Genomic DNA, 19787 nt, shown 5'->3' on the forward strand with positions numbered 1-19787 from the left:
CTTGCCAAGGGGGGCTAAGTGGCGCTGTCGATCCCCCCCAACCCCCCTTGCCAAGGGGGGCTAAGTGGCGCTGTCGATCCCCCCAACCCCCCTTGCCAAGGGGGGCTAAGACGAGGTCAAAAACCTGCCGATCGCTTATGCCAGATCGAATAGCAATACTTCCGATCTTTCCTGACCAAGCAGTGTCAGAGAATTCGCGTCGCTAACTGCTGCACCATCGCCTTGTTTTAGCAAACGGTCATTCACCATGACGCTACCTCTTGCTACCTGCACCCAAGCATAACGTTCGGGTTTAATTTGGTAGTCTAATTGCTGTTCTGCATCGAGTATGGTTGCGTAAATATTGACATCTTGATGAATCGTCACAGAAGCATCTCGACCATCTGGCGAAACAATCAAGCGTAACTGACCTTGCTTTTCTGCATCAGCAAACATTTTCTGCTCGTAACTAGGCTTTAAACCAATTTGATTGGGCAGAATCCAAATTTGCAGAAAATGTACCAAATCGCTGTCAGAATGGTTATATTCGCTGTGAGTAACCCCAGCACCAGCACTCATAATTTGCACTTCACCAGGGCGAATTATGGAACTATTACCCATGCTATCTTTATGCTCTAGCGCCCCTTCTAGCACGTAGGAAATAATTTCCATATCCCTGTGGGAGTGCGATCCAAAACCTCTACTGGGGTTGACTCTGTCTTCATTAATCACCCGCAAAGTTCTAAATCCCATATGCTCGGGGTCGTAATAGTTGGCAAACGAAAATGTATGGTAAGAATTCAGCCAACCGTGACTAGCATGTCCGCGTTCTTCTGATTTACGAAGTGTGAGCATTTTCTTCTCCTAACCCAAGTTAATTGCTAATTGCTAATTGCTAATTGCTAATTGCTGATTGCTCATGGCAATATTATCTGGTTCTACCATTAGCCATTAGCCATTAGCCATTAGCTTGTTGTGCGCTCCATCACAAAATGGTTGATTTTTGGTGTATTTGCATTGGCATAACGCCACGCGCTTTGTCTCTTCGATTGTGAACTTTAATGGCACAAATTCGCTGCCTTTATGGGAACCATCGCAGTAAGGTTGGTTTTTAGATTGACCGCAGCTACACCAGTAGTAAGTTCCGGGTTCCAGCTCGAGTCCGGCAGGTTTTTTATCAGCAATAAAAGGTTCGCTCATTGTGTTCTCCTGTTTCTGGAATCTCAGTTGTTTTGTATATTTCTAATTTAAAGGCTTTAAATTATGATGTAAAGTACGCACTTTATAGTAAGATAGTTACTAAAAAGATACTGGATTCAACATGGAAGCCAGAAGCGAGAATTACCAAAGAAAGACTTGTCCGGCGGAAAATACCTTAAAAGCGATTAGCGGACGCTGGAAGCTTTTGATTCTGCGGGAACTGTTTACCGGCGTCAAACGGTTTGGTGAACTGCAACGCGCTTTGGAGGGAATTACCCAGAAGATGCTGACGCAGCAACTGCGGGAGATGGAGGATGATGGAATTATCCATCGCCAGGTTTATCCGCAAATTCCGCCGAAAGTCGAGTATTCTTTAACGCCTTTAGGAGAAAGTTTGAAACCGATAATTGAAGCGATGCATGAATGGGGGGAGAGGTAATTGGGAATTGCTAATTGCTAATTGCTAATTGGTAATTGGTAATTGGTAATGGGTAATTCTCCTCTGCTCACCTGCTATTATTTGCGAGTGTAGCGGTGTTTGACGCCTATGGGGAAATATTCTGGATCGCCGCTGGGGGTAAGTGTGACTTGGGGTGTTTGATATTCTGGGGGGACGTAGTTGGCAAATTCGCTGTTGAGGCGGCGTAATTGGGAGAGAATGGAGTTGGCGATCGCTTCCGTTTTTTCCTCACTCCCTTCCACCCCCGGTGCTAATTCCACTACAACGGATAAAAACCGATTTTTATCCGCATTTTCCTTAACTTGCAGCACAAATTTACCCGTCACCCATTCTTTAATCCCAGGTTGTTCTAATCCCACGGTCACATTTTCTGGGTAAATATTCGCGCCGAAATAAGAAACTGTAAAATTAGACCTGCCAAAAACATAGGCGAAAGGTAATTGATGAATTCCTCTGATATCTCTTGTAGGGTGGGCATCTTGTTTGCCCCTTTCTGCTGGCAAGCTAGAAGTCTGCCCCACAAGAGATAATTCAGCTACTGGATCGAAGCCCCATTCTGATAAAAACTTAAGCATTTCCTCATAATAAATGATTCCCCCCGTATCGGAAATGTGATAGCGAATCAACGGAATGCCGTTATCTCCAGAAAACAATAAAGTGCCATCTTTGACTTCAAAAAATCGACTCAAAGGGTCATACTGAACGAGCGTCGGGAGGCGAGATTCTCCGAACAAAGCACGGGAAGCATCGGGATTTTCTGCTAGAAAGCGGCGAATGCAAATACTCAGAGGCGTTTCGTTACCCAAAACTCCGGCATCGGCGGTTCCATACAGGGAGGCACAGTCGTAACAAGGATGAATTGAACCGACTCTTTCCCCCACCAAACTGCGCCATTCCTCGCTAAAAACTTCTCCGGCAAACACCATTTTAATATTATATTTTTGCCACTCTACACCCCGCGCCTTCCCCGTATCGATGACATCTTTAATAAAGGGTGGATAACCCAACAATACAACTTGCTCAAACGCCGTACCGAGTTCTTGAACAACTCGGAATATTTCTTCTTTGTTATTACCGGGAGCAATTACCGTAATGGGATAGCCTTTACTGGCAAGATAGCGACAGCAATTTGTCGTATAAATCCCGCCTACCCAAGTACCTAACGTGAAACAAATTACAGCTAAAGTGCGGCGATTATCGGCATAAAAACTCTCGTGAAATATCTGTTCAAACCTGGTGGCAATTTGAAGTTCATCAGCAAAAAAACGAGGCCAAAATGTAGGTTGGCCCGTGGAACCAGAGGAAACAGCTATCATGTCGCAGGTTTCCAACTGTCCCCCACGACACAAGTCTGCCAGGGGGTGACGCTGTAAGTAATTTTCTTTGGTAATTAACGGCAGTGTTTGGAAATCTTCAAAGGTTTGAATCGAAGCAGGATCTATATCTTGTTCCTTTAAAAAAGCTTTGTAAGCAGGAACCTGCGCCGCCACATCGCGAAATAAAGAAAGTACAGTCGTTTGGGGAGAGTCATTTTGATATCGATTTAAGCGCAAATCGAGGGGCGTATTGAGGAAGTCTTGAAAGGCAGAAACTGCGCGTTGACTTTGTTCTTTTCTCATGGTTTATTTTATCCTTTTAGCAAATCTGAAATCTGAAATCTAAAATCTGAAATTATTTCGTAGCAATCGCATAACTACGCGCCACAGCGCAATTGCGCCCCTGCTGTTTGGCTGAGTATAGCGCTAGATCGGCGATCTCGATCAAGTCCAGAGGCGAACTATCCCCAGTTGGAACAATCGTACTGACGCCCAAACTCAAGCTAACATATTGACTTGCATTAGATAAAGCGTGGGGAATTTTGAGTTGTTGCACTTGATTTCGGATTAATTCAGCGACTTTTAACGCTGCCTCAGCACTTGTATTAGGTAGAATCACCGCAAATTCTTCTCCTCCATATCGCGCTACTAAATTTGCTGGGCGTCGTGAGGCGCTGGCGATCGCACTAGCAACCTGTCTTAAACAATTATCTCCTTCCATGTGTCCGTAGCGGTCATTGTAGCATTTGAAATAATCCACATCACACATAATTAACGATAAAGGCAACTGTTCCCGTTTTAGTCTGTACCATTCCTGTTGGAGAATTTTGTCAAATTGGCGACGATTGGCAACAGAGGTTAAACCATCTAACGCCGCCAGTCGTTCTAATTCCTGATTGGCTTTTTTGAGAGCGGTTTCGGCTTTTTTGCGCTGAATCAGCGCACCCAATTGCGTGGCGACGCCATTAACTAATTCAATTAAGCGCCCATCGGGTGTGATTTGATTTTTATGCAAAAATACTAATACCGCAAACACGCGATATCCCACAATAATCGGCACGCCCAAAGCTGCTTTAATTCCGACAGCAGCGGCAATTTTATCCCGCAGAAAACTGCGAGCGTTTGTTTGAGAAATATCTTCGATCCATGCAGGTTTTTTTGATAACCAAACTCTTCCTGGCAATCCTACATTGGGTGGAAAAGTCAACGCTTGACTGAGTTGGCGAAAGAGTAACAGACTGCTATCGCTAGCATACCAACCCCGACTGCATACGAGAGCTTTTAATTTAAGGTTAGGCAACCAAGCTTCTGCAAAATTCCAACCAATAGTTTGACAAATTTTTGACAAAATTACTTTTAATGCCGAGTCTACATTAGCCGCTTTGCTAATCCCTTGGGTAGTTGTTAGCAAGAGTTGCAGTTGGGCATTTTGCTCTTTTAGCTGTAACTCGAGCGATCGCCAGCGCAATTGATTCTCGCTCCTCGCTAAAATTTCTAAAGGTTCAAAGGGTTTTGTTACGTAGTCTACCCCACCCACCGCAAACGCTTGCACTTTATCCAGCGCTTCGTTCAAACCACTCAAAAAAATCACCGGGATGTCGCGAGTGAGTTCATCTGCTTTTAACTGTTCGCAGATTTCATAACCATCCATTGATGGCATCATAATATCCAACAAAATCAGATCTGGGGGAGTCGCCGACGCAGATTGCCGCCCCAATTTACCGTTGGTTGCGACTCGCACTTTATACCCTTTATCTGACAATATTTGGGTTAACAAACTTAAATTTGTAGGGCTATCATCAATGACCAAGATATCTGAACCTGCTATGAAAGACCGATCCTGAATCATAAATTTTTGGCTTTCAAGGTGCTACACATCCGTTGCTCCAAGAGCTTAAAATAATTTTATCCAGAGGATTCATGGCTATTCACTAGAAAATAAGTCGTCATTTCCCCTTTGCCTTTAATCGCAATATCACCTCGTTTTTTAAAGGCAAATTTGTGCTTTAATCGAGCGTAAACTGCTGAAGTAACCTGAATTTTGCCGGGTATACCGCTTGATTCCATGCGCGAAGCAACATTAACCGTATCGCCCCACAAATCGTAGATAAATTTAGTCAGACCAATTACCCCAGCGACAACGGGGCCGATATTGATACCAATGCGGAGACAAAAACTTTGACCCAGCTTATGATTAACGCTATCCAGAGACGCTTGCATATCCAAAGCCATGCGCGCGATCGCTTCAGCATGATCCTCGCGATAAGTCGGCAAACCTCCTACTACCATATAAGCATCTCCAATAGTTTTAATTTTTTCCAAACCATGTTGTTGAGATAATAAGTCAAACTTACTAAAAATCAGGTTGAGTATTTCCACCAATTCGGTCGGACTTTTTTGGGATGAAAAATCGGTAAACCCGACCAAATCCGCAAATAAAACGCTGACTTCAGAGAAGCTATCGGCAATAATCTGCGGCTGTTCTTGCAATCGGTCGGCAATTGGTTTGGGCAAAATATTTAACAAAAGTCGCTCGGTTTGTTCCTTTTGATATTTTAAAGCTTCTTGGGCTAGTTTCCGCGCCGTAATATCAGAAACCGTCCCTTCGTAGTACAACAACTTTCCCTGAGAATCGCGCACCGCACGGGCATTTTCAGAAATCCAAATTTTTTGCCCATCCTTACGGTAAATCATCGACTCAAATCCAATTACTGCATTATCTGTTTCCATTGCAGCAACAAACTCGTTCCGGCGGTTGGGGTCAACATAAAGCTGTTGCGAAATATCTTGTAAACTCGTCATCAATGCTGCGGGAGAGTCATAACCATACAGTTTTGCCAGCGCTGGATTAGCACTCAACAAACGTCCAGAAGGCGTCGCTTGATAAATGCCTTCCACCGCATTTTCCACAATACTGTGATAGCGATCTTCCGCAATTCGCAGCGTATCTTCCATTTGCTTGCGCTGGATCAGCGCCCCTAACTGAGTTGCTACCGCCGTCACCAACTCGATTAACCGCGAACTGGTAGCCGCCGTTGTTTTCTTATAAAAAATCAAAATTGCTAACACTTGCTCGTTCACCAGAATCGGCACCCCAAAAGCGGCTTTTAATCCGGCGGCGATCGCAATTTGAGAACGCAGGAAACTTTGCTCGTCTTCTGCGGAAATATCTTCTATCCATTCGGGCTGTTTAGAAGTCCAAATCCTCCCTTGTAACCCAACATTGGGGCCAAATTTTAAACTTAAACTTTGATGTCTGAAATCCGAGAAACTGGGGTCGCTAGCATACCAACCTTGACTGCATTCTAAAACCCTGCCATCATTGCTGGGAATCCAAGCATCTCCATAATTCCATTGAATAGTTATACAAACTAAACGCAAAACTGCTGCTAAAGCCGAGTGAACGTCATCGCAGCGGCTAATCGCTTGGGTTGTTGCCAGCAACAGGCGAATTTCCACCTCAGCTTGTCGGCGGGATTCAATTTGCTTTTGCAGCAGTGCATTTTGATCGATTAGTTTTAATTCGACCTCCCGCAAGCGCAAGTGATTCTTGATGCGCGCTACAACTTCTACCGGATCGAAGGGTTTCGTAATGTAGTCTACCCCGCCCACATCAAAAGCTTTTACCTTATCCAATGATTCTCCCAAAGCACTTAAAAAAATCACTGGAATTTCGCGAGTTCTCTTATCTGCTTTAAGCCGATCGCAGACTTGATAACCATCCATTTCCGGCATCATAATATCCAGCAAAATCAGGTCAGGGGGAGTTGCCTTAGCAGATTTCAGCGCCAGTTTGCCGTTGGGTGCAACTCGCACTTCATACCCTTCCTCGGACAACACCTGAGTTAATAGGCTTAAATTGGCATAGTGGTCGTCAACAACTAAAATATTTCCCTTGGATGGTAGAAGCTGTTCGGGATTCATTAATCGGTTCTAGGCTGAGTTAAGATTAATAGTTGCTCAAATTGGTACTGATTAGCCAAATCTAACAAAGCTTTGGCAACAAAGTCATGTTGTGGACGAATTTCCTCGATCAGCGCCTGCATTCGTTTAATATGCCCTTCGAGGGTTGCCTGGTGTAAATTAGCCAACCAATCCCCAGGTAAAGCAGCTAAGTCAGCTAAAGTCAGCATCCGATCTCCAATTGGGATTGCATTCCCCTCCTCTGACCCTGCGCCAACGGGCAAGGAAATCGCTTCCGCGTCGATATATCGCACCCCTAAATGATTGCTCAGACAAATAAATATTTCTTCCTCACGGAAAGGCTTGCGGATGAAATCATCGCAGCCAACCGATAAGGCAGCAGCCCTCTCTTCTTCAAAAGTACTAGCAGTCAAAGCAATAATTACAGTACGCTTCTGGGGCATTGGAGATGAATCAAGAGGGGCGGGTTTAGTTAAATTGTCTGTACCAGTTGTATGGTTATTGGTCAAAGTAGCCCCTACAATTCTCCCCTGCTCCCCTGCTCCCCTGCTCTCCTGCTCAAGATCTCGAATGCGTTGAGTTGCCTCATAACCATCCATAACGGGCATCCGCATATCCATCCAAATCAAATGTGGCTTCCAACTCGACCAAATTTCCACAGCTGCTTTACCGTTGTTAGCAACTTGTAATTCAAATCCCAGAGAATTAAAAATTTTTATCAACAGTCGCCGACTGTCATCTTGGTCATCGACAATTAGTAGGCGATAGCGGGTTTGGTTGGGTTCAATAGCGAGCGTGCCCCGCTTAGGTTGTTTATTCTCAATCTCGGTGCCAGCAACTACGCTGGCTTGAATATCAAACTTAAAAATACTACCTTTTCCGACTTGCGAGCTGACAGTAATTTCACCCCCCATCAACCGCACGAATTGGCGGCTAATCGTTAATCCTAAACCCGTTCCTTCCCGCACTTTTTGACCTGATAAAGTTTGCACGAACGGTTCAAAGATTTTATCTAATTCATCAGGGTCAATACCACTTCCCGTATCTTCTACTTCAAAATGCAATTGTTGCAGCAAAGACGGAGACACGGTGACGCGGCGACGCGGGCAGGAAGACGGGATGACGCTCTGAGTGGGAGATGCGGAAAGTTCTTGTAGTACATTCCCCGCGTCAGAGTGTCTCCGTGTCCCCCTGTCTTCTTCAACCGCGTTTTCTTGGTAATTGGGTGTTTCTTTTCCATCACCCAGTCCCACTCTGACTGATATGCTACCCGTTGTGGTAAATTTCATTGCATTACCGAGCAAATTAATCAGCACTTCCCGTAACTTAACTTCATCAGTTAGCACGTATTGGGGAACATCAGCAGCCCGCTCGAACAGTAACTGCAATCCCTTATCCTTTGCTTTCAAAGAAAACATAAGTTTAACATCATCCAGCAATTGATAAAGGTCGAAATTTTGTTCGTTAAGCGTCAGGCGTCCGGCTTCGATTTTAGATAGGTCAAGCACTTGGTTAATTAAGGTGAGCAGGTGTTCGCCACTGCGGCGAATAATGCCCAGATTTTCTAGTTGGTCTGGGGATAAGTTTGGACTGTGACTCATGAGTTGGGAAAAGCCGAGAATGGCGTTGAGGGGCGTCCGCAATTCGTGGCTCATATTGGCAAGAAACACACTTTTGGCGCGATTGGCGGCTTCGGCGGCTTCCTTGGCTTTGGCTAATTCTTGTTCTACCCGCTTGCCATCGCTCACGTCAATCGCCACCCCATGCCAGACAATATCGCCGTTTTCCCGCCGTTCCGGTCGAGAATTTCCTTGCAGCCACTTGACCTTCCCAGATGGCGTGACAATCCGCCATTCACGGGCAAAAGGTTCTAAAGTTTTAGAACTTTGTCTAGTCGCTGCATAAAAACTTTCTCGGTCATCCGGATGAATGCAGTCATAAATTAACTGAGCATTTTTCATCACCTGCTTCGGTTCTAATTCATAAATTTCTAAACAAGCCGCACTCATATATTCATAATCTACCGACCCATCTGGGTGAAACACAACTTCATAAATCGCTCCCGGTACGTTTGCCGCTAATTTCTGAAACCGCGCTTGGCTCTTTTGCAATTCCTGTTGCGCTTCTTTGCGCGCTGTAATATCTTGAATTTGACAAATAAAATAAAGCGGTTTTTGCTGCAAATTCCGCACCAAAGAAACGCTTATTCGCGCCCATATCGTCTGCCTATTTTTATGCAGAAAACGCTTCTCCATGTGATAATAAGGTCGCGTCCCAGCCAATAATTCCCGCACGTATTCCTGGTCACTACCTCGGTCATCTGGATAAGTTATATCCCCAAACGATAAAGATAGCAACTCTGATTCTGCATAGCCAAACATTTGGCAAACTTGAGGATTGACAGCCAAAGGCTGACCCTCTAAAGAAACCAAACACATGCCAATTGCTGCCGTATCAAAAGCTCTTCTGAACCGTTCTTCACTCTGCCGCAATGCTTCTTCTGTTTGCTCGCGTTCGGCAATTTCCTGCTCTAATTTCACATTGGCGCGGGCAAGTTGGGCAGTGCGTTCTGCCACTTTGGTTTCTAAAGTATGATAGTAGTCTGTTAAAATTTCTTCAGCTTCTTTGCGTTCTGTAATATCTTGAAAAACATTGATCGCATAAATCACCTTGCCTTGGTCGTCAAAAATGGGGATGCTTCGTACTTCTACAGGGATAACTTCTCCTGATCGATGAATTTCCATATCATCAACGGTTACAGTTTCCCCCTTTAATGCCCGTACCGCTGGCAGTTGCTCGGTGGGGTAGAACCGATCGGTTCCAGCCAGATAAATCTGGTAAACTTCTGTTAATTTTTCAACGCTGCATTCTGAGACTATCCCTTGACCCAATAAACGCTGTCCGGTTTGATTGACATAGGAAACCGTGCCATTGGCAGCAATGACACACACCCCGACGGGTAAGGCTTCCAAAAATTGATTCAGTCGGCGTTCGCTTGCTAATAAGGCTTGATTCAATGTTTTCATTTCGGCAAAGGATTCTTGCAGTTGCTTAGCCATATTATTAAACGAATTGGCCAATTGCCCTACTTCATCCCCTCGGTCAATTTTTACCGTATTTTCCCAATCCCCCTTGGCAATATTTTTAGCAGCGGCGTTGAGGTGTAAAATCGGACTCGTGACCCAACCAGCGGTGATAATCCCCATGAAAATAGCGCAGATTAAAGCTACCAGACATAACAGGAATGTCGTGCCAGTGTTGGCATTAATTTGCTCCATAAAGTCAGTTTCTGGAATGACCACGACAATTAGCCAGTCGAGTCCTTTATTATCTTTAAACGGCAAGACTTGCAAAAAGTGTTTCTCACCGTTGATTTTAAATTCCAGTTGCTCAGACTTTTGCAACAGCTTTTTCTTGTCAAAATTTGCGGCTAGGTATCGCGCTGTAGCTTGCGTGAGAGCGTTTTGACTGTCTGTGGCTTTAACTCTTTCGGCTCCGTATTCCTTTGGTTTGGTGCGAAAAGGTTGTTCCCCTGTCGAAGTTGCCACCAACATGCCGTCGCGCTCGATAATAAAACTTTGTCCGGTTTTTCCAATTTCTATTTTTTGTAAGAAATAGCCAATTTGCGATAAATTAATATTAGTTAGTAAAACACCTTGAAGTTTACCTTGTTTATCGTAAAAAGGCATCGATGCACCCAGATAAGCGGTAATGCCTTTAGTATGAGGATAAATCGGACTCCAAGTGGGTTTACCAGCAGCAACGGCGGCTTTATACCAGGGGCGAGTACGGGGATCGAAGTCGCTTTTGTGGTCTAGGATTTTGGTGCGCTCCCCCAATTCATTTGTAGAATAAGTCCGAAAATCATATCCCGTAGCTGAAGTCCCCACTCGAATTGTCAGCGAACCATCATCGCGCCTTTCTGCCCCAACGTTATCTTTTCGCTCTAATCCCAATCCGGCATAAGTTAGGCGATCAAATATCTGGATTTGCTGCCAAAAGTGACGTTCCAATCCTGCGTTATCTTGCAAGTTCAATTGACCGAGGCGAATCGCAGCAGCGTTACTCTGATTAACCTGATGGGGAATCGTTAGGTATGCACGCAGGTTATCCTCTATATGCTTGGTAATTTCGTGGCGTAATTGACTGGCTAAATCGTTAACAGCCTTCTGTCCGTTACGATAGGAGAGATACCCCACCAGTCCCACCGCCCCGGCAATTTGCAGGACAAACGGAACGATCAGAACCGTTTGCAGCGGTACTTGTCCATAAATTTTCACAATAACCTGCTTGAGTGGTTGAATAAACATCGAGTAACTCCACCTTGGCGGTTTGTTGTTGATTTCCCACTAGCCGAAATCAACATACCCAGCCTACGCTTGTAAATTTTGGCAGCGCAGCGATCGCACAGGCTGTATACTGAAAGCTATTTTTACGCCGGACTGGCGCCAAATCCGGCAATTTCCCAGTCTTTAATCCCCAATCGGCAACCCAACTTGTAAAACTTGCACCGCCTCTCCAGCGTTGATTGAGGTTATACCCACTGGCAAAACCGCTAATCCATTGGTTCGCGCTAAGTTAATCAAATTACCGGAACTGTGGCTGCCACCTGCAAGCTGAAATTCATACCCTCCATCTATTAAATGCATCTGTCCCCAGAGGTATGTTTCTCGCTTGCCATCCGAACGCAAATCTTGACCAGCACGCGCCTGCACGAACATCGGTTTCCAACCCTGAGCAAGTCCTGATAGTTTCTTCAGTGCTGGTTGGACAAACCGCCAAAACGTTACCAAAGAAGATGCGGGATTTCCCGGAAGTCCGAAGTATAAAACCCGGCGCAGGGCTTCGCCGCGCTTAAACGTGGCAAATGTCAAGGGTTTACCCGGTTTAATCGCAACTGCACGCAGGTGTATTTCAGCACCGAGGGATTCCAGAATCCGGTCTACGTAATCGTAATCTCCCACAGAAACGCCGCCGGAAGAAACAACGATATCGGCAGAGGTGAGGGCGGAGGCGATCGCATTTTTCAGCGCTTCAGGTTCATCTGGAACAATGCCCAGCAAAAGAGGAATGCCGCCGCTTTGTGCAACTATTGCAGCCATTGCATACTGATTCGAGTCTACAATCTGACCCGGTTGTAAGGGACGATCCGGCGTCACCAGTTCGTCACCCGTAGATAAAATCGCCACGCGAGGATGGCGGTAAACCGAAACCTGCGGACATTGCGCCGATGCCAAAATTGCGATTTCCGGGGCGAATAGGGGTATTCCCGGCATCAGGAGGGGCGTACCAGCTTGGTAATAAGATGCCCGATGGCGCACGAAAGCTTGGGGTTTTGGCGCTGCTAAAATGACAACGCGGGAACCTGAAAGTCGCGTCACTTCCTGCATTACGACGGTATCCGCACCCTCTGGCATCATCGCCCCGGTGAATATCCGCGCCGCTTGTCCTGGTTGAATAGTATGCTGGGGCTGCTTTCCCGCCGCGATTTCCTCTACAATTTCCAATACTGCTGGCTGTTCGGCGCTACAGCCTTCCACGTCCGCATATCGCACCGCGTAACCATCCATCGCCGAATTATCCCAATGGGGAAAATCCAGATGACTCGTTACCGGCATTGCCAAAATGCGTTCGCGCCGCGTGGCTAAAGTCGTATCAAAAGCCGCCAATAAGTCTACAACCTCTGCATCAAGCTTTGCATCCAACGGTTGCACCCGATGGAAAATTATTTCCTCTGCTTGTTGAACCGAAAGCATTGCCTTTTCCCCAGCCTCGTACAATAAGTTAGATTTTAGATTTTAGATTTTAGATTTCAATACCAACTTGCGCTCTCACAAGTAACATAATTTCCCCCCTGCTCACCTGCCCCCCTGCCCCTGTGACTCCTCAGCTGCCAGCGGCTGCTTGCACAAGCGACTTGTCTTATGCGAGAATAGAAATTTGTGATTAATTCTGTTCTTGACTTTACACCTGAGTTTAAAGTATGGCAAAAGGTGTTCGTATTATCATCACCCTGGAATGTACCGAGTGTCGCTCTAACCCAGCCAAGCGCTCAAAGGGCGTATCTCGTTACACTTCCACCAAGAACCGTCGCAACACGACGGCAAGGTTAGAACTGAAAAAGTTCTGCACTCACTGTAACAAACATACCGTCCACAAAGAAATCAAGTAGATGGTAATGGGTAATGGGTAATCGGTAATGGAAATGACCAATTACCAATCACCAATTACCAATCACCAATTACCAATGACCAATGACCAATTACCAAGAACTATGACCTACTACCGTCGTCGCCTTTCGCCGATTAAACCAAGCGAACCAATTGATTATAAAGACATCGATCTGTTGCGGAAATTTATCACCGAACGCGGGAAGATTTTGCCGCGCCGCATTACCGGGTTGACCGCTAAGCAACAAAGAGATTTGACACTTGCGATTAAGCGGGCACGCATTGTGGCATTGTTGCCTTTCATCAATCAAGAAGGCTAACAAAAATAGTTTTGAGTGGTAGAGATAAGGGTTCATCCCTGTGGGAGAGTTTGCCATGAAAGCAGGAACTTAAAACTCTACACTCATAACTATTCAAGCTACTAAACAGATAAACAGAGGAATTGGGCAAATTAAGAATAGCTTAAAGTCGGAAACGGCGAAGAGGGCGCCTACTAGGAACAAAGCGATGGCGCGCGTCTGGGATAACTTATATATATAGAAGTGCCGGGAATCAAAGTAACTTGTGGAAAAAGGAACCCTAGTCGAATTTCGGTTACATGGAGAGCGCTGCCTCGCCGTGGCAGAACGTCCGGAGGGCAAAAACCACTGGATCGTAGTAGACGATCGCGGTCAAGCTCGTACCATTAATGCTAAACAAGTTAGTTACGAAGTAAACGGTGAAACTTACAAACCGTCGGATATACCCCGCTTCCGCAAAGAGGTAGATCCGTTTATCGACCCAGAAAGCTTGGAAGTCGCTTGGGAATTCCTAGTAGAAGAGGGTTTGGCAGTAGATCCGGCGGAAATGGCAATGCTGCTGTTTTCGGAAAAAAGTCCGGCCCAATGCTACGCGGCGTACTATTTGTTAACAGAAGACAAACTGTATTTTAAACAAAAAGGCGATCGCTACGAACCCCGCTCGACGAACCAAGTGGCGGAAATAAAACATCAATTGGAAGTAGCAAGAGAGCGGGAGACTCAGCAGAAGGAGTTTTGGGCGCGGGTAGAGCAAGCGCTGAGTGGCTTTCAGGTAGAATGGCAGCAGAGCGATCGCAATCGCCTAGAAGCACTGGAACGGTTTGCCATCCAAGGAGACGAAGCAACTGGGCGCGCTGCCGCAGTGGAAACCCTGGCTGCCCTCAAACGACCGGAAAACCCCCAAGGTGCTTTCGATTTGTTAGTGGACTTGGGCGTGTGGAGTCGCCACGAAAACCTATTTTTGCGGCGCTCGTCAATTCCAGTTAATTTTTCAACAAAGGTGCTAGAAGTGGCGAAAGAGCGAACTGAGGTTGCTCCCCCCGACCCGGACTCAGAGCGCCTGGATCTGACCCGACTCAAAGTTTATACGATTGACGACGAAAGTACAAAAGAAATCGATGATGGTTTGAGTTGGGAATTACTCCCAGACGGGAAACAGCGACTATGGGTTCACATCGCTGACCCGACGCGCTGGCTGACTCCAGGTGATGAATTAGACTTAGATGCCAGACGGCGCAGCACGACGTTGTATTTGCCAACTGGCATGATTCCCATGTTTCCAGCGGAACTAGCTACAGGACCGATGAGTCTGGTGCAGGGGAAAATCTGCAACGCCCTCAGTTTTGGCATTATTTTAGATGACGACGGTGCCGTTGCCCAATACAGCATCCACGCCAGCATTATCAAACCTACCTATCGCTTGACTTACGAAGATGTGGATGAAATGCTGCAACTGGGCCTCCCATCAGAACTGGAAATAGATGCGATCGCGCGATACGCCCAACGGCGACAAATGTGGCGGCGTTCCCAAGGCGCGATCAATATCCACCTACCAGAAGCGAGCATTAAAGTTGACGCCGACGAGATCCACATCGAAGTGTTGGAGGACTCGCCTTCGCGGCAATTAGTAGCAGAAATGATGATCTTAGCAGGCGAAGTCGCCGCACGCTACGCTCAAACGCACCAGCTGGCACTGCCGTTCCGCTCTCAACCCCAACCCGAACTGCCCCCAGATGAAGAACTGCTACAACTCCCCGCCGGTCCAGTGCGCGCCTGTGCCATCCGACGCTGTATGCCCCGCAGCGAAATGAGCATTACCCCCGCTCGCCATGCTAGTTTGGGCTTAGACAGCTATACCCAGGTAACTTCTCCCATCCGGCGCTACAGCGACTTGCTCACCCACTTCCAAATTAAAGCCCACCTGCGAGGCGAACAGCCACCCTTTTCCCCAGAAGAAGTCAAAGAAGTGATGATCGGCGTCACGACGGCTTCTCAAGAAGCCTCGCTCGTAGAACGCCAAACCCAGCGCTATTGGGCATTGGAATATCTCCGACGCACCTCCGAGCAAGCTTGGCAAGCGGTATTGTTGCGCTGGTTGAGGGAAGATGAACGGTTGGGTTTAATTCTCCTAGAAGATCTGGGACTAGAATTACCCATGCAGATCAAGCGTTCCGTGGCACTGGGCGAGAATCTGGAAGTCCGCGTCAGCTATGTTGACCCCCGCTCCGACGCCATCCGGTTCCAAGAACTGATCGACCAACCCGCTCAACCTGCTGCCACGTAGGGAATTGCAGATTGCAGATTGCAGATTGCAGATTGATTTTAAATCTGCAATCTGCAATCTAAAATTTGCCATTACCCATTTCCGAATTAACAAAATTCAGTAACACCCACATCAGACGCTGCGGGTGACCAAATTTGACTGTTAGCGATAAAAAATTCTATCTGCACCGGACCTAACTGGATCAGGTCCCCATCTCTAAGGGGACAACGCTCCAAATGAGCTAGGCGGCGATGATTTACCCAAGTCCCGTTGGTGCTACCAACGTCTGTAATGTAGAACTCTCTGCCGAAAACATGTCCAATCACGGCATGTTGGCGAGAGATACAGGTATCTTTAATCGCGATCGCGCAATTGGCAGATCGTCCCACCAACCAGCTGGCAGCACTGTCCGTAATCTGAAGCGCTTCCGACTCTTTTAGGTTCGTCACGAGAAAAGTCGTTCTACCCGTTGTAATTGCCTGAATGTAGAAGCGAGCAATTTCACAACGCCAGGCAGCATTCAAAATCGGTTGGATAATCGTTGTAACCTTTTGGACATCGTGGTTACAGTCAGCCAACAATGAATCTGAGATCGCAGGATTTTGTTCCAGGAAGCTCAAAGCTTGGTCAAAATTATTAGGTTTAGGGGACTTCAGGTGGAACATAACTACCTATCTGACAAACGACTTTTACCCGCAAGAATCACATGTTAATCATCAGACCTAGATACCCTGATTAAACCCCTGATGAAGTAAATTTAGGTCTGCTTAATCGTGCTGCACAGACAAGAAGTTTACCAATTTCTTCTATTGCCTATGCCCAAACTGTTACTTTTTCGCTTCCCATTCAACTCAACGTAGAGCTAGTTGTTAAGCTTACATTTTATCAGCGTTCTAATTTTATCCTTGGGCTAGATGAAAATTGAACTCTTATTCATATTAATACACCCCTATTTGTGACGCCGGTCATATTTTTAGTGTGATTTCACCAAAACTTTACATGATCGGCGTTACCTACTGGGTTTTTTAAAGTTTTTGTGAAGCAGCTCTCAATCCTTATACTTAAATTAAAATACACTTTTCGGAGAAATGTCTTGGGTTATTCTACTGAATAGAGTCAGGAAAAATGGCTGCTAGCCACTGGTCGCAGACGCAGGCAATATTTCAGTAATTCTAAGGTTGACAAATAAGACTAAAGGCTAGAATGATTAGATTTTTGCATATAGCAAAACTAACAATCGTCTCAGGGCTATGAATTGATAGAATTTTTATATAAAACGAAGATTAAATAAAATAAACTCATCAATTCCACCGAATAACGACAGCTATGAGTCAGGTTCAACCGCCTTTAGAATTTATTCCACCGGCACTCAACTCGGTAGTTTTACGGGGAAGCCAGTGGATACTACCGTTGTGGTTGCGCTCGCGCACTAACATCAGCGACATTCAAGCAGATAACGTGGAACGCCTCGTCGATCTCTACCACGAGTTTCAATCTGGGAAAATCCGCTTCCTGCTTGCCTTTCGCCATCCCAGTGGCGACGATCCTTTTAGTCTAATGCACCTGCTGTGGCATCTGGTACCCCAGCTTGCCAAACGAAAGCAAATACCGCTAAACTATCCCGTACACGCCCATTTTATCTACGATCGGGGAATTCCCCTATGGGCTGGTTCAATCGTAGAATGGCTATATCCCCGTCTAGGTGGAACCCCCATCCTGCGAGGGAAAGTAGACCGACTCGGTTTGCGCTCGGCACGGGAGCTATTTGCCAACGGTAACTTGCCCATGATGGCAGCTCCAGAAGGCGCCACCAACGGACATAATGAAGTTGTCAGCCCCCTAGAACCGGGAATATGCCAACTGGGATTTTGGTGTGTCGAAGATATACTGAAAGCCGGACGCTCCGAACAAGTTTTAATCGTGCCAATTGGTATTAAGTATCAGTATATACACGATCCGTGGGATGCCTTAGATAAGCTTTTAACTCAATTAGAAATTGATAGCGGTTTACCTGTAGAAAATTTGAATTTAAGCGAAGAAACCCCAAAAAGCCAACATCATTTGCGTTACCGGCGCTTGTTTCGCTTAAGCGCACACTTACTCACCCGCGTGGAAGAATTCTACACTCGGTTTTATCACCAAACCTTGCCCGCCGGGACTGCTTTTGAACATCCCAGTACGAATGAAGAATTAGTCACTCGACTGCGCTCGCTCCTAGATGTAGCCTTAAAAGTAGCAGAGCAAGCGTTTAACCTCCAGCCCAAAGGTAGCTTAATCGACCGCTGTCGGCGTCTAGAGCAAGCGGGGTGGGATTGGATATTTCGAGAAGATATTAAAAATATTGACGCTTTACCCCCTCTAGAACGAGGACTCGCAGATCGGATTGCCGAAGAGGCCAGTTTGCGAATGTGGCACATGCGCTTGGTGGAAAGTTTCGTAGCTGTAACGGGTAGGTACGCGATCGAAAAACAAACCCCCGAAAGGTTTGCCGAAACAACTTTACTGATTTGGGACACAATGACCAAAATTAAAGGCGGCAACGCCTTCAAGCGCCCAAAACTGGGTAAGCAACGGGTATGCTTAAGTGTAGGAGAACCGATCTCAATTTCAGAACGTTGGGATGCTTATAAAAGCAATCGTCGTCAAGCTGTTGCCGATCTGACAAAAGACTTGCAAACAGCTTTAGAAAAAATGATTTAATTTTATCAGGCGCAAAGAAACCCGGTTTCTCACCTCTACCTGCGAATTCCTGTTGATGCAACCAATCGACAAAGAAACCGGGTTTATAGGAAAAGAGATTGACGCAGAAACCCGGTTTCTGGCGCAAAAACTGACGCAGATCCTAGAAACCGGGTTTCTTGCTGCGATCCTAGAAACCCGGTTTCTTTGCCTAAGTGCTATAAATGGTTTAATTTTATGCAACCAATCGAGCGTTATCGGGGATGTCTTCTTGGTTTAGCTGCTGGCGATGCGGTGGGAACTACCCTAGAGTTCCAGCAACCTGGGAGATTTACACCTATTAAAGATATGGTTGGCGGCGGTCCTTTTGGACTGCAACCAGGAGAGTGGACAGATGACACGTCAATGGCATTATGTTTAGCAGAAAGTCTGATCGAGCAAAAGGGTTTTGTTCCCATCGATCAACTGCAACGATATTTGCAATGGTTTAGAGGCGGACACCTAAGCTGCAAAGGATACTGCTTTGATATTGGTCGTACTGTCGCAAAGGCGCTGATCCGGTTTGAGAAGACACGAGAACCTTACTGTGGTGACACAAATCCCCGCAGTGCTGGAAATGGTTCGATTATGCGCTTGGCTCCCGTACCCCTGTTTTTCGCTCGAAACTTTGAAGATGCGATCGCATTTTCCGCTGCAAGTTCTCGCACAACTCATGGTGCAGAAACCGCTGTTGATGCTTGTCGATATTTAGGCGCGCTGCTTGTGGGAGCCGTCAATGGAGCAAGTCGAGATCAGTTACTCTCCCCATATTACAGCCAGATTCCCAACTATTGGGAAGAAAATCCCTTAGTTGATGAAATCGACGCCATTGCAGCAGGATCGTTTAAACATCGTCAACCCCCAAACATTAAAGGTTCCGGCTATGTAGTCGAATGTTTAGAAGCAGCTTTGTGGGCATTTTATCGCAGTCAATCTTTTGAGGAAGGCTGTCTTTTAGCCGTCAATTTGGGGGATGATGCCGATACAACCGGAGCAGTTTACGGACAGTTAGCCGGAGCCTTTTATGGAGAACAGGGAATACCCCAATCTTGGCGCGATCGCCTAGCATACCGCGATTTGATAGCATCCTTTGCTGAGCAACTTTTCTCTTTGTCTCAATCAAATTAAAACAGCGTTGGTAGTAAGGACTTTAGTCCCGATCGGGTGACAGCATTCGTAGTAAAAACAAGTGTCGAATAGCACTATAGCAGTTTGCACATCTATGAGGTATACCTTCGACAGCGGTGTGCGGGCACCCTTAAGGGTGCGCGCTTGACAAACGAGAGCCTTAAGGCTGTACCTAGACGAGCTTGCAATCTGCTGTAAGGTTAAGCGCGATCGCCTTGAGAAATAGCTTTACTTGAGAGCGATCGCTTCCAATTTGCACAGCCTCCCACAGGTCATAATAATTAATATGTAATTAAACCAACTTGCCTAAATTTCTAGCTCAAGGAGAAA

15 protein-coding genes are annotated in these 19787 nt (G+C 46.2%); 7 read left to right on the forward strand and 8 right to left on the reverse strand.

Annotated features, from left to right (window positions below):
* Positions 1-135 precede the first annotated feature (135 nt).
* Positions 136-834, reverse strand: a complete 699-nt coding sequence (locus ACE1CM_RS05095; protein WP_374876319.1) for a pirin family protein — start codon at positions 832-834, stop codon at positions 136-138.
* A gap of 96 nt (positions 835-930) precedes the next feature.
* A complete protein-coding gene (locus tag ACE1CM_RS05100) occupies positions 931-1179 on the reverse strand; it encodes a CDGSH iron-sulfur domain-containing protein (RefSeq protein WP_374876320.1) in 249 nt (82 codons plus the stop codon).
* Positions 1180-1300: 121 nt separating this feature from the next.
* Here ACE1CM_RS05100 and ACE1CM_RS05105 point away from each other — a divergent pair, with 121 nt between their 5' ends.
* Complete coding sequence (locus tag ACE1CM_RS05105; RefSeq protein WP_374876321.1) at positions 1301-1618, forward strand: winged helix-turn-helix transcriptional regulator; 318 nt, start codon at positions 1301-1303, stop codon at positions 1616-1618.
* A gap of 77 nt (positions 1619-1695) precedes the next feature.
* Here ACE1CM_RS05105 and ACE1CM_RS05110 read toward each other — a convergent pair whose 3' ends face one another.
* From ACE1CM_RS05110 to glp, 5 genes are all read right to left on the reverse strand, one after another.
* The gene (locus ACE1CM_RS05110; RefSeq protein WP_374876322.1) at positions 1696-3258 is read right to left on the reverse strand and encodes a phenylacetate--CoA ligase family protein; all 1563 of its coding nucleotides are present in this window, start codon (positions 3256-3258) and stop codon (positions 1696-1698) included.
* 52 nt (positions 3259-3310) lie between these two features.
* Entirely contained in the window at positions 3311-4804 is a 1494-nt protein-coding gene (locus ACE1CM_RS05115; protein WP_374876323.1) for a diguanylate cyclase domain-containing protein, read from the reverse strand.
* Between the two features lie 56 nt (positions 4805-4860).
* On the reverse strand, positions 4861-6879 hold the full coding sequence (locus tag ACE1CM_RS05120; protein ID WP_374876324.1) for an adenylate/guanylate cyclase domain-containing protein: 2019 nt from the start codon (positions 6877-6879) through the stop codon (positions 4861-4863).
* Positions 6879-11189 (reverse strand): PAS domain S-box protein, encoded by a 4311-nt coding sequence (locus tag ACE1CM_RS05125; RefSeq protein ID WP_374876325.1) that lies wholly within the window; start codon positions 11187-11189, stop codon positions 6879-6881. Before ACE1CM_RS05125 ends, ACE1CM_RS05120 begins: the two co-directional genes overlap by 1 nt.
* 162 nt (positions 11190-11351) lie before the next feature.
* Entirely contained in the window at positions 11352-12635 is a 1284-nt protein-coding gene (gene glp / locus ACE1CM_RS05130; protein ID WP_374876326.1) for a gephyrin-like molybdotransferase Glp, read from the reverse strand.
* Between the two features lie 227 nt (positions 12636-12862).
* On the opposite strand from glp, the gene rpmG reads away from it, so the two are divergent.
* The 3 genes from rpmG to ACE1CM_RS05145 all read left to right on the forward strand — a co-directional run bounded on the left by rpmG (position 12863) and on the right by ACE1CM_RS05145 (position 15632).
* Entirely contained in the window at positions 12863-13051 is a 189-nt protein-coding gene (gene rpmG, locus ACE1CM_RS05135; protein ID WP_226585397.1) for a 50S ribosomal protein L33, read from the forward strand.
* A 102-nt stretch (positions 13052-13153) separates the two neighbouring features.
* Positions 13154-13369, forward strand: a complete 216-nt coding sequence (gene rpsR, locus ACE1CM_RS05140; RefSeq protein ID WP_226585466.1) for a 30S ribosomal protein S18 — start codon at positions 13154-13156, stop codon at positions 13367-13369.
* A gap of 244 nt (positions 13370-13613) precedes the next feature.
* The gene (locus ACE1CM_RS05145) at positions 13614-15632 is read left to right on the forward strand and encodes a ribonuclease catalytic domain-containing protein (protein WP_374876327.1); all 2019 of its coding nucleotides are present in this window, start codon (positions 13614-13616) and stop codon (positions 15630-15632) included.
* An 86-nt stretch (positions 15633-15718) separates the two neighbouring features.
* On the opposite strand, the gene ACE1CM_RS05150 is transcribed toward ACE1CM_RS05145, so the two are convergent.
* A complete protein-coding gene (locus ACE1CM_RS05150; protein ID WP_374876328.1) occupies positions 15719-16276 on the reverse strand; it encodes an FHA domain-containing protein in 558 nt (185 codons plus the stop codon).
* A 649-nt stretch (positions 16277-16925) separates the two neighbouring features.
* Here ACE1CM_RS05150 and ACE1CM_RS05155 point away from each other — a divergent pair.
* The 3 genes from ACE1CM_RS05155 to ACE1CM_RS05165 are packed head-to-tail and all read left to right on the forward strand — an operon-like array spanning position 16926 to position 19457.
* A complete protein-coding gene (locus ACE1CM_RS05155) occupies positions 16926-18311 on the forward strand; it encodes a 1-acyl-sn-glycerol-3-phosphate acyltransferase (protein WP_374876368.1) in 1386 nt (461 codons plus the stop codon).
* Positions 18312-18366: 55 nt separating this feature from the next.
* Positions 18367-18570: a hypothetical protein gene (locus tag ACE1CM_RS05160; RefSeq protein WP_374876329.1), complete on the forward strand. Its 204-nt coding sequence runs from the start codon at positions 18367-18369 to the stop codon at positions 18568-18570.
* The gene (locus ACE1CM_RS05165) at positions 18528-19457 is read left to right on the forward strand and encodes an ADP-ribosylglycohydrolase family protein (RefSeq protein WP_374876330.1); all 930 of its coding nucleotides are present in this window, start codon (positions 18528-18530) and stop codon (positions 19455-19457) included. Before ACE1CM_RS05160 ends, ACE1CM_RS05165 begins: the two co-directional genes overlap by 43 nt.
* The last annotated feature ends 330 nt before the right edge of the window (positions 19458-19787 follow it).

Source organism: Microseira sp. BLCC-F43 (genome assembly GCF_041929235.1).
In the GTDB taxonomy this organism is placed as follows: domain Bacteria; phylum Cyanobacteriota; class Cyanobacteriia; order Cyanobacteriales; family Aerosakkonemataceae; genus Microseira.

What these genes read in the sequence shown, in the direction of transcription:
- glp (WP_374876326.1), bottom strand. Translation starts at nt 12,635, where the DNA reads ATGCTTTCGGTTCAACAAGCAGAGGAAATAATTTTCCATCGGGTGCAA.
- ACE1CM_RS05110 (WP_374876322.1), bottom strand. Translation starts at nt 3,258, where the DNA reads ATGAGAAAAGAACAAAGTCAACGCGCAGTTTCTGCCTTTCAAGACTTC.
- ACE1CM_RS05165 (WP_374876330.1), top strand. Translation starts at nt 18,528, where the DNA reads ATGCAACCAATCGAGCGTTATCGGGGATGTCTTCTTGGTTTAGCTGCT.
- ACE1CM_RS05095 (WP_374876319.1), bottom strand. Translation starts at nt 834, where the DNA reads ATGCTCACACTTCGTAAATCAGAAGAACGCGGACATGCTAGTCACGGT.
- ACE1CM_RS05105 (WP_374876321.1), top strand. Translation starts at nt 1,301, where the DNA reads ATGGAAGCCAGAAGCGAGAATTACCAAAGAAAGACTTGTCCGGCGGAA.
- rpsR (WP_226585466.1), top strand. Translation starts at nt 13,154, where the DNA reads ATGACCTACTACCGTCGTCGCCTTTCGCCGATTAAACCAAGCGAACCA.
- ACE1CM_RS05115 (WP_374876323.1), bottom strand. Translation starts at nt 4,804, where the DNA reads ATGATTCAGGATCGGTCTTTCATAGCAGGTTCAGATATCTTGGTCATT.
- ACE1CM_RS05150 (WP_374876328.1), bottom strand. Translation starts at nt 16,276, where the DNA reads ATGTTCCACCTGAAGTCCCCTAAACCTAATAATTTTGACCAAGCTTTG.
- ACE1CM_RS05120 (WP_374876324.1), bottom strand. Translation starts at nt 6,879, where the DNA reads ATGAATCCCGAACAGCTTCTACCATCCAAGGGAAATATTTTAGTTGTT.
- ACE1CM_RS05100 (WP_374876320.1), bottom strand. Translation starts at nt 1,179, where the DNA reads ATGAGCGAACCTTTTATTGCTGATAAAAAACCTGCCGGACTCGAGCTG.
- rpmG (WP_226585397.1), top strand. Translation starts at nt 12,863, where the DNA reads ATGGCAAAAGGTGTTCGTATTATCATCACCCTGGAATGTACCGAGTGT.
- ACE1CM_RS05160 (WP_374876329.1), top strand. Translation starts at nt 18,367, where the DNA reads ATGCAACCAATCGACAAAGAAACCGGGTTTATAGGAAAAGAGATTGAC.
- ACE1CM_RS05125 (WP_374876325.1), bottom strand. Translation starts at nt 11,189, where the DNA reads ATGTTTATTCAACCACTCAAGCAGGTTATTGTGAAAATTTATGGACAA.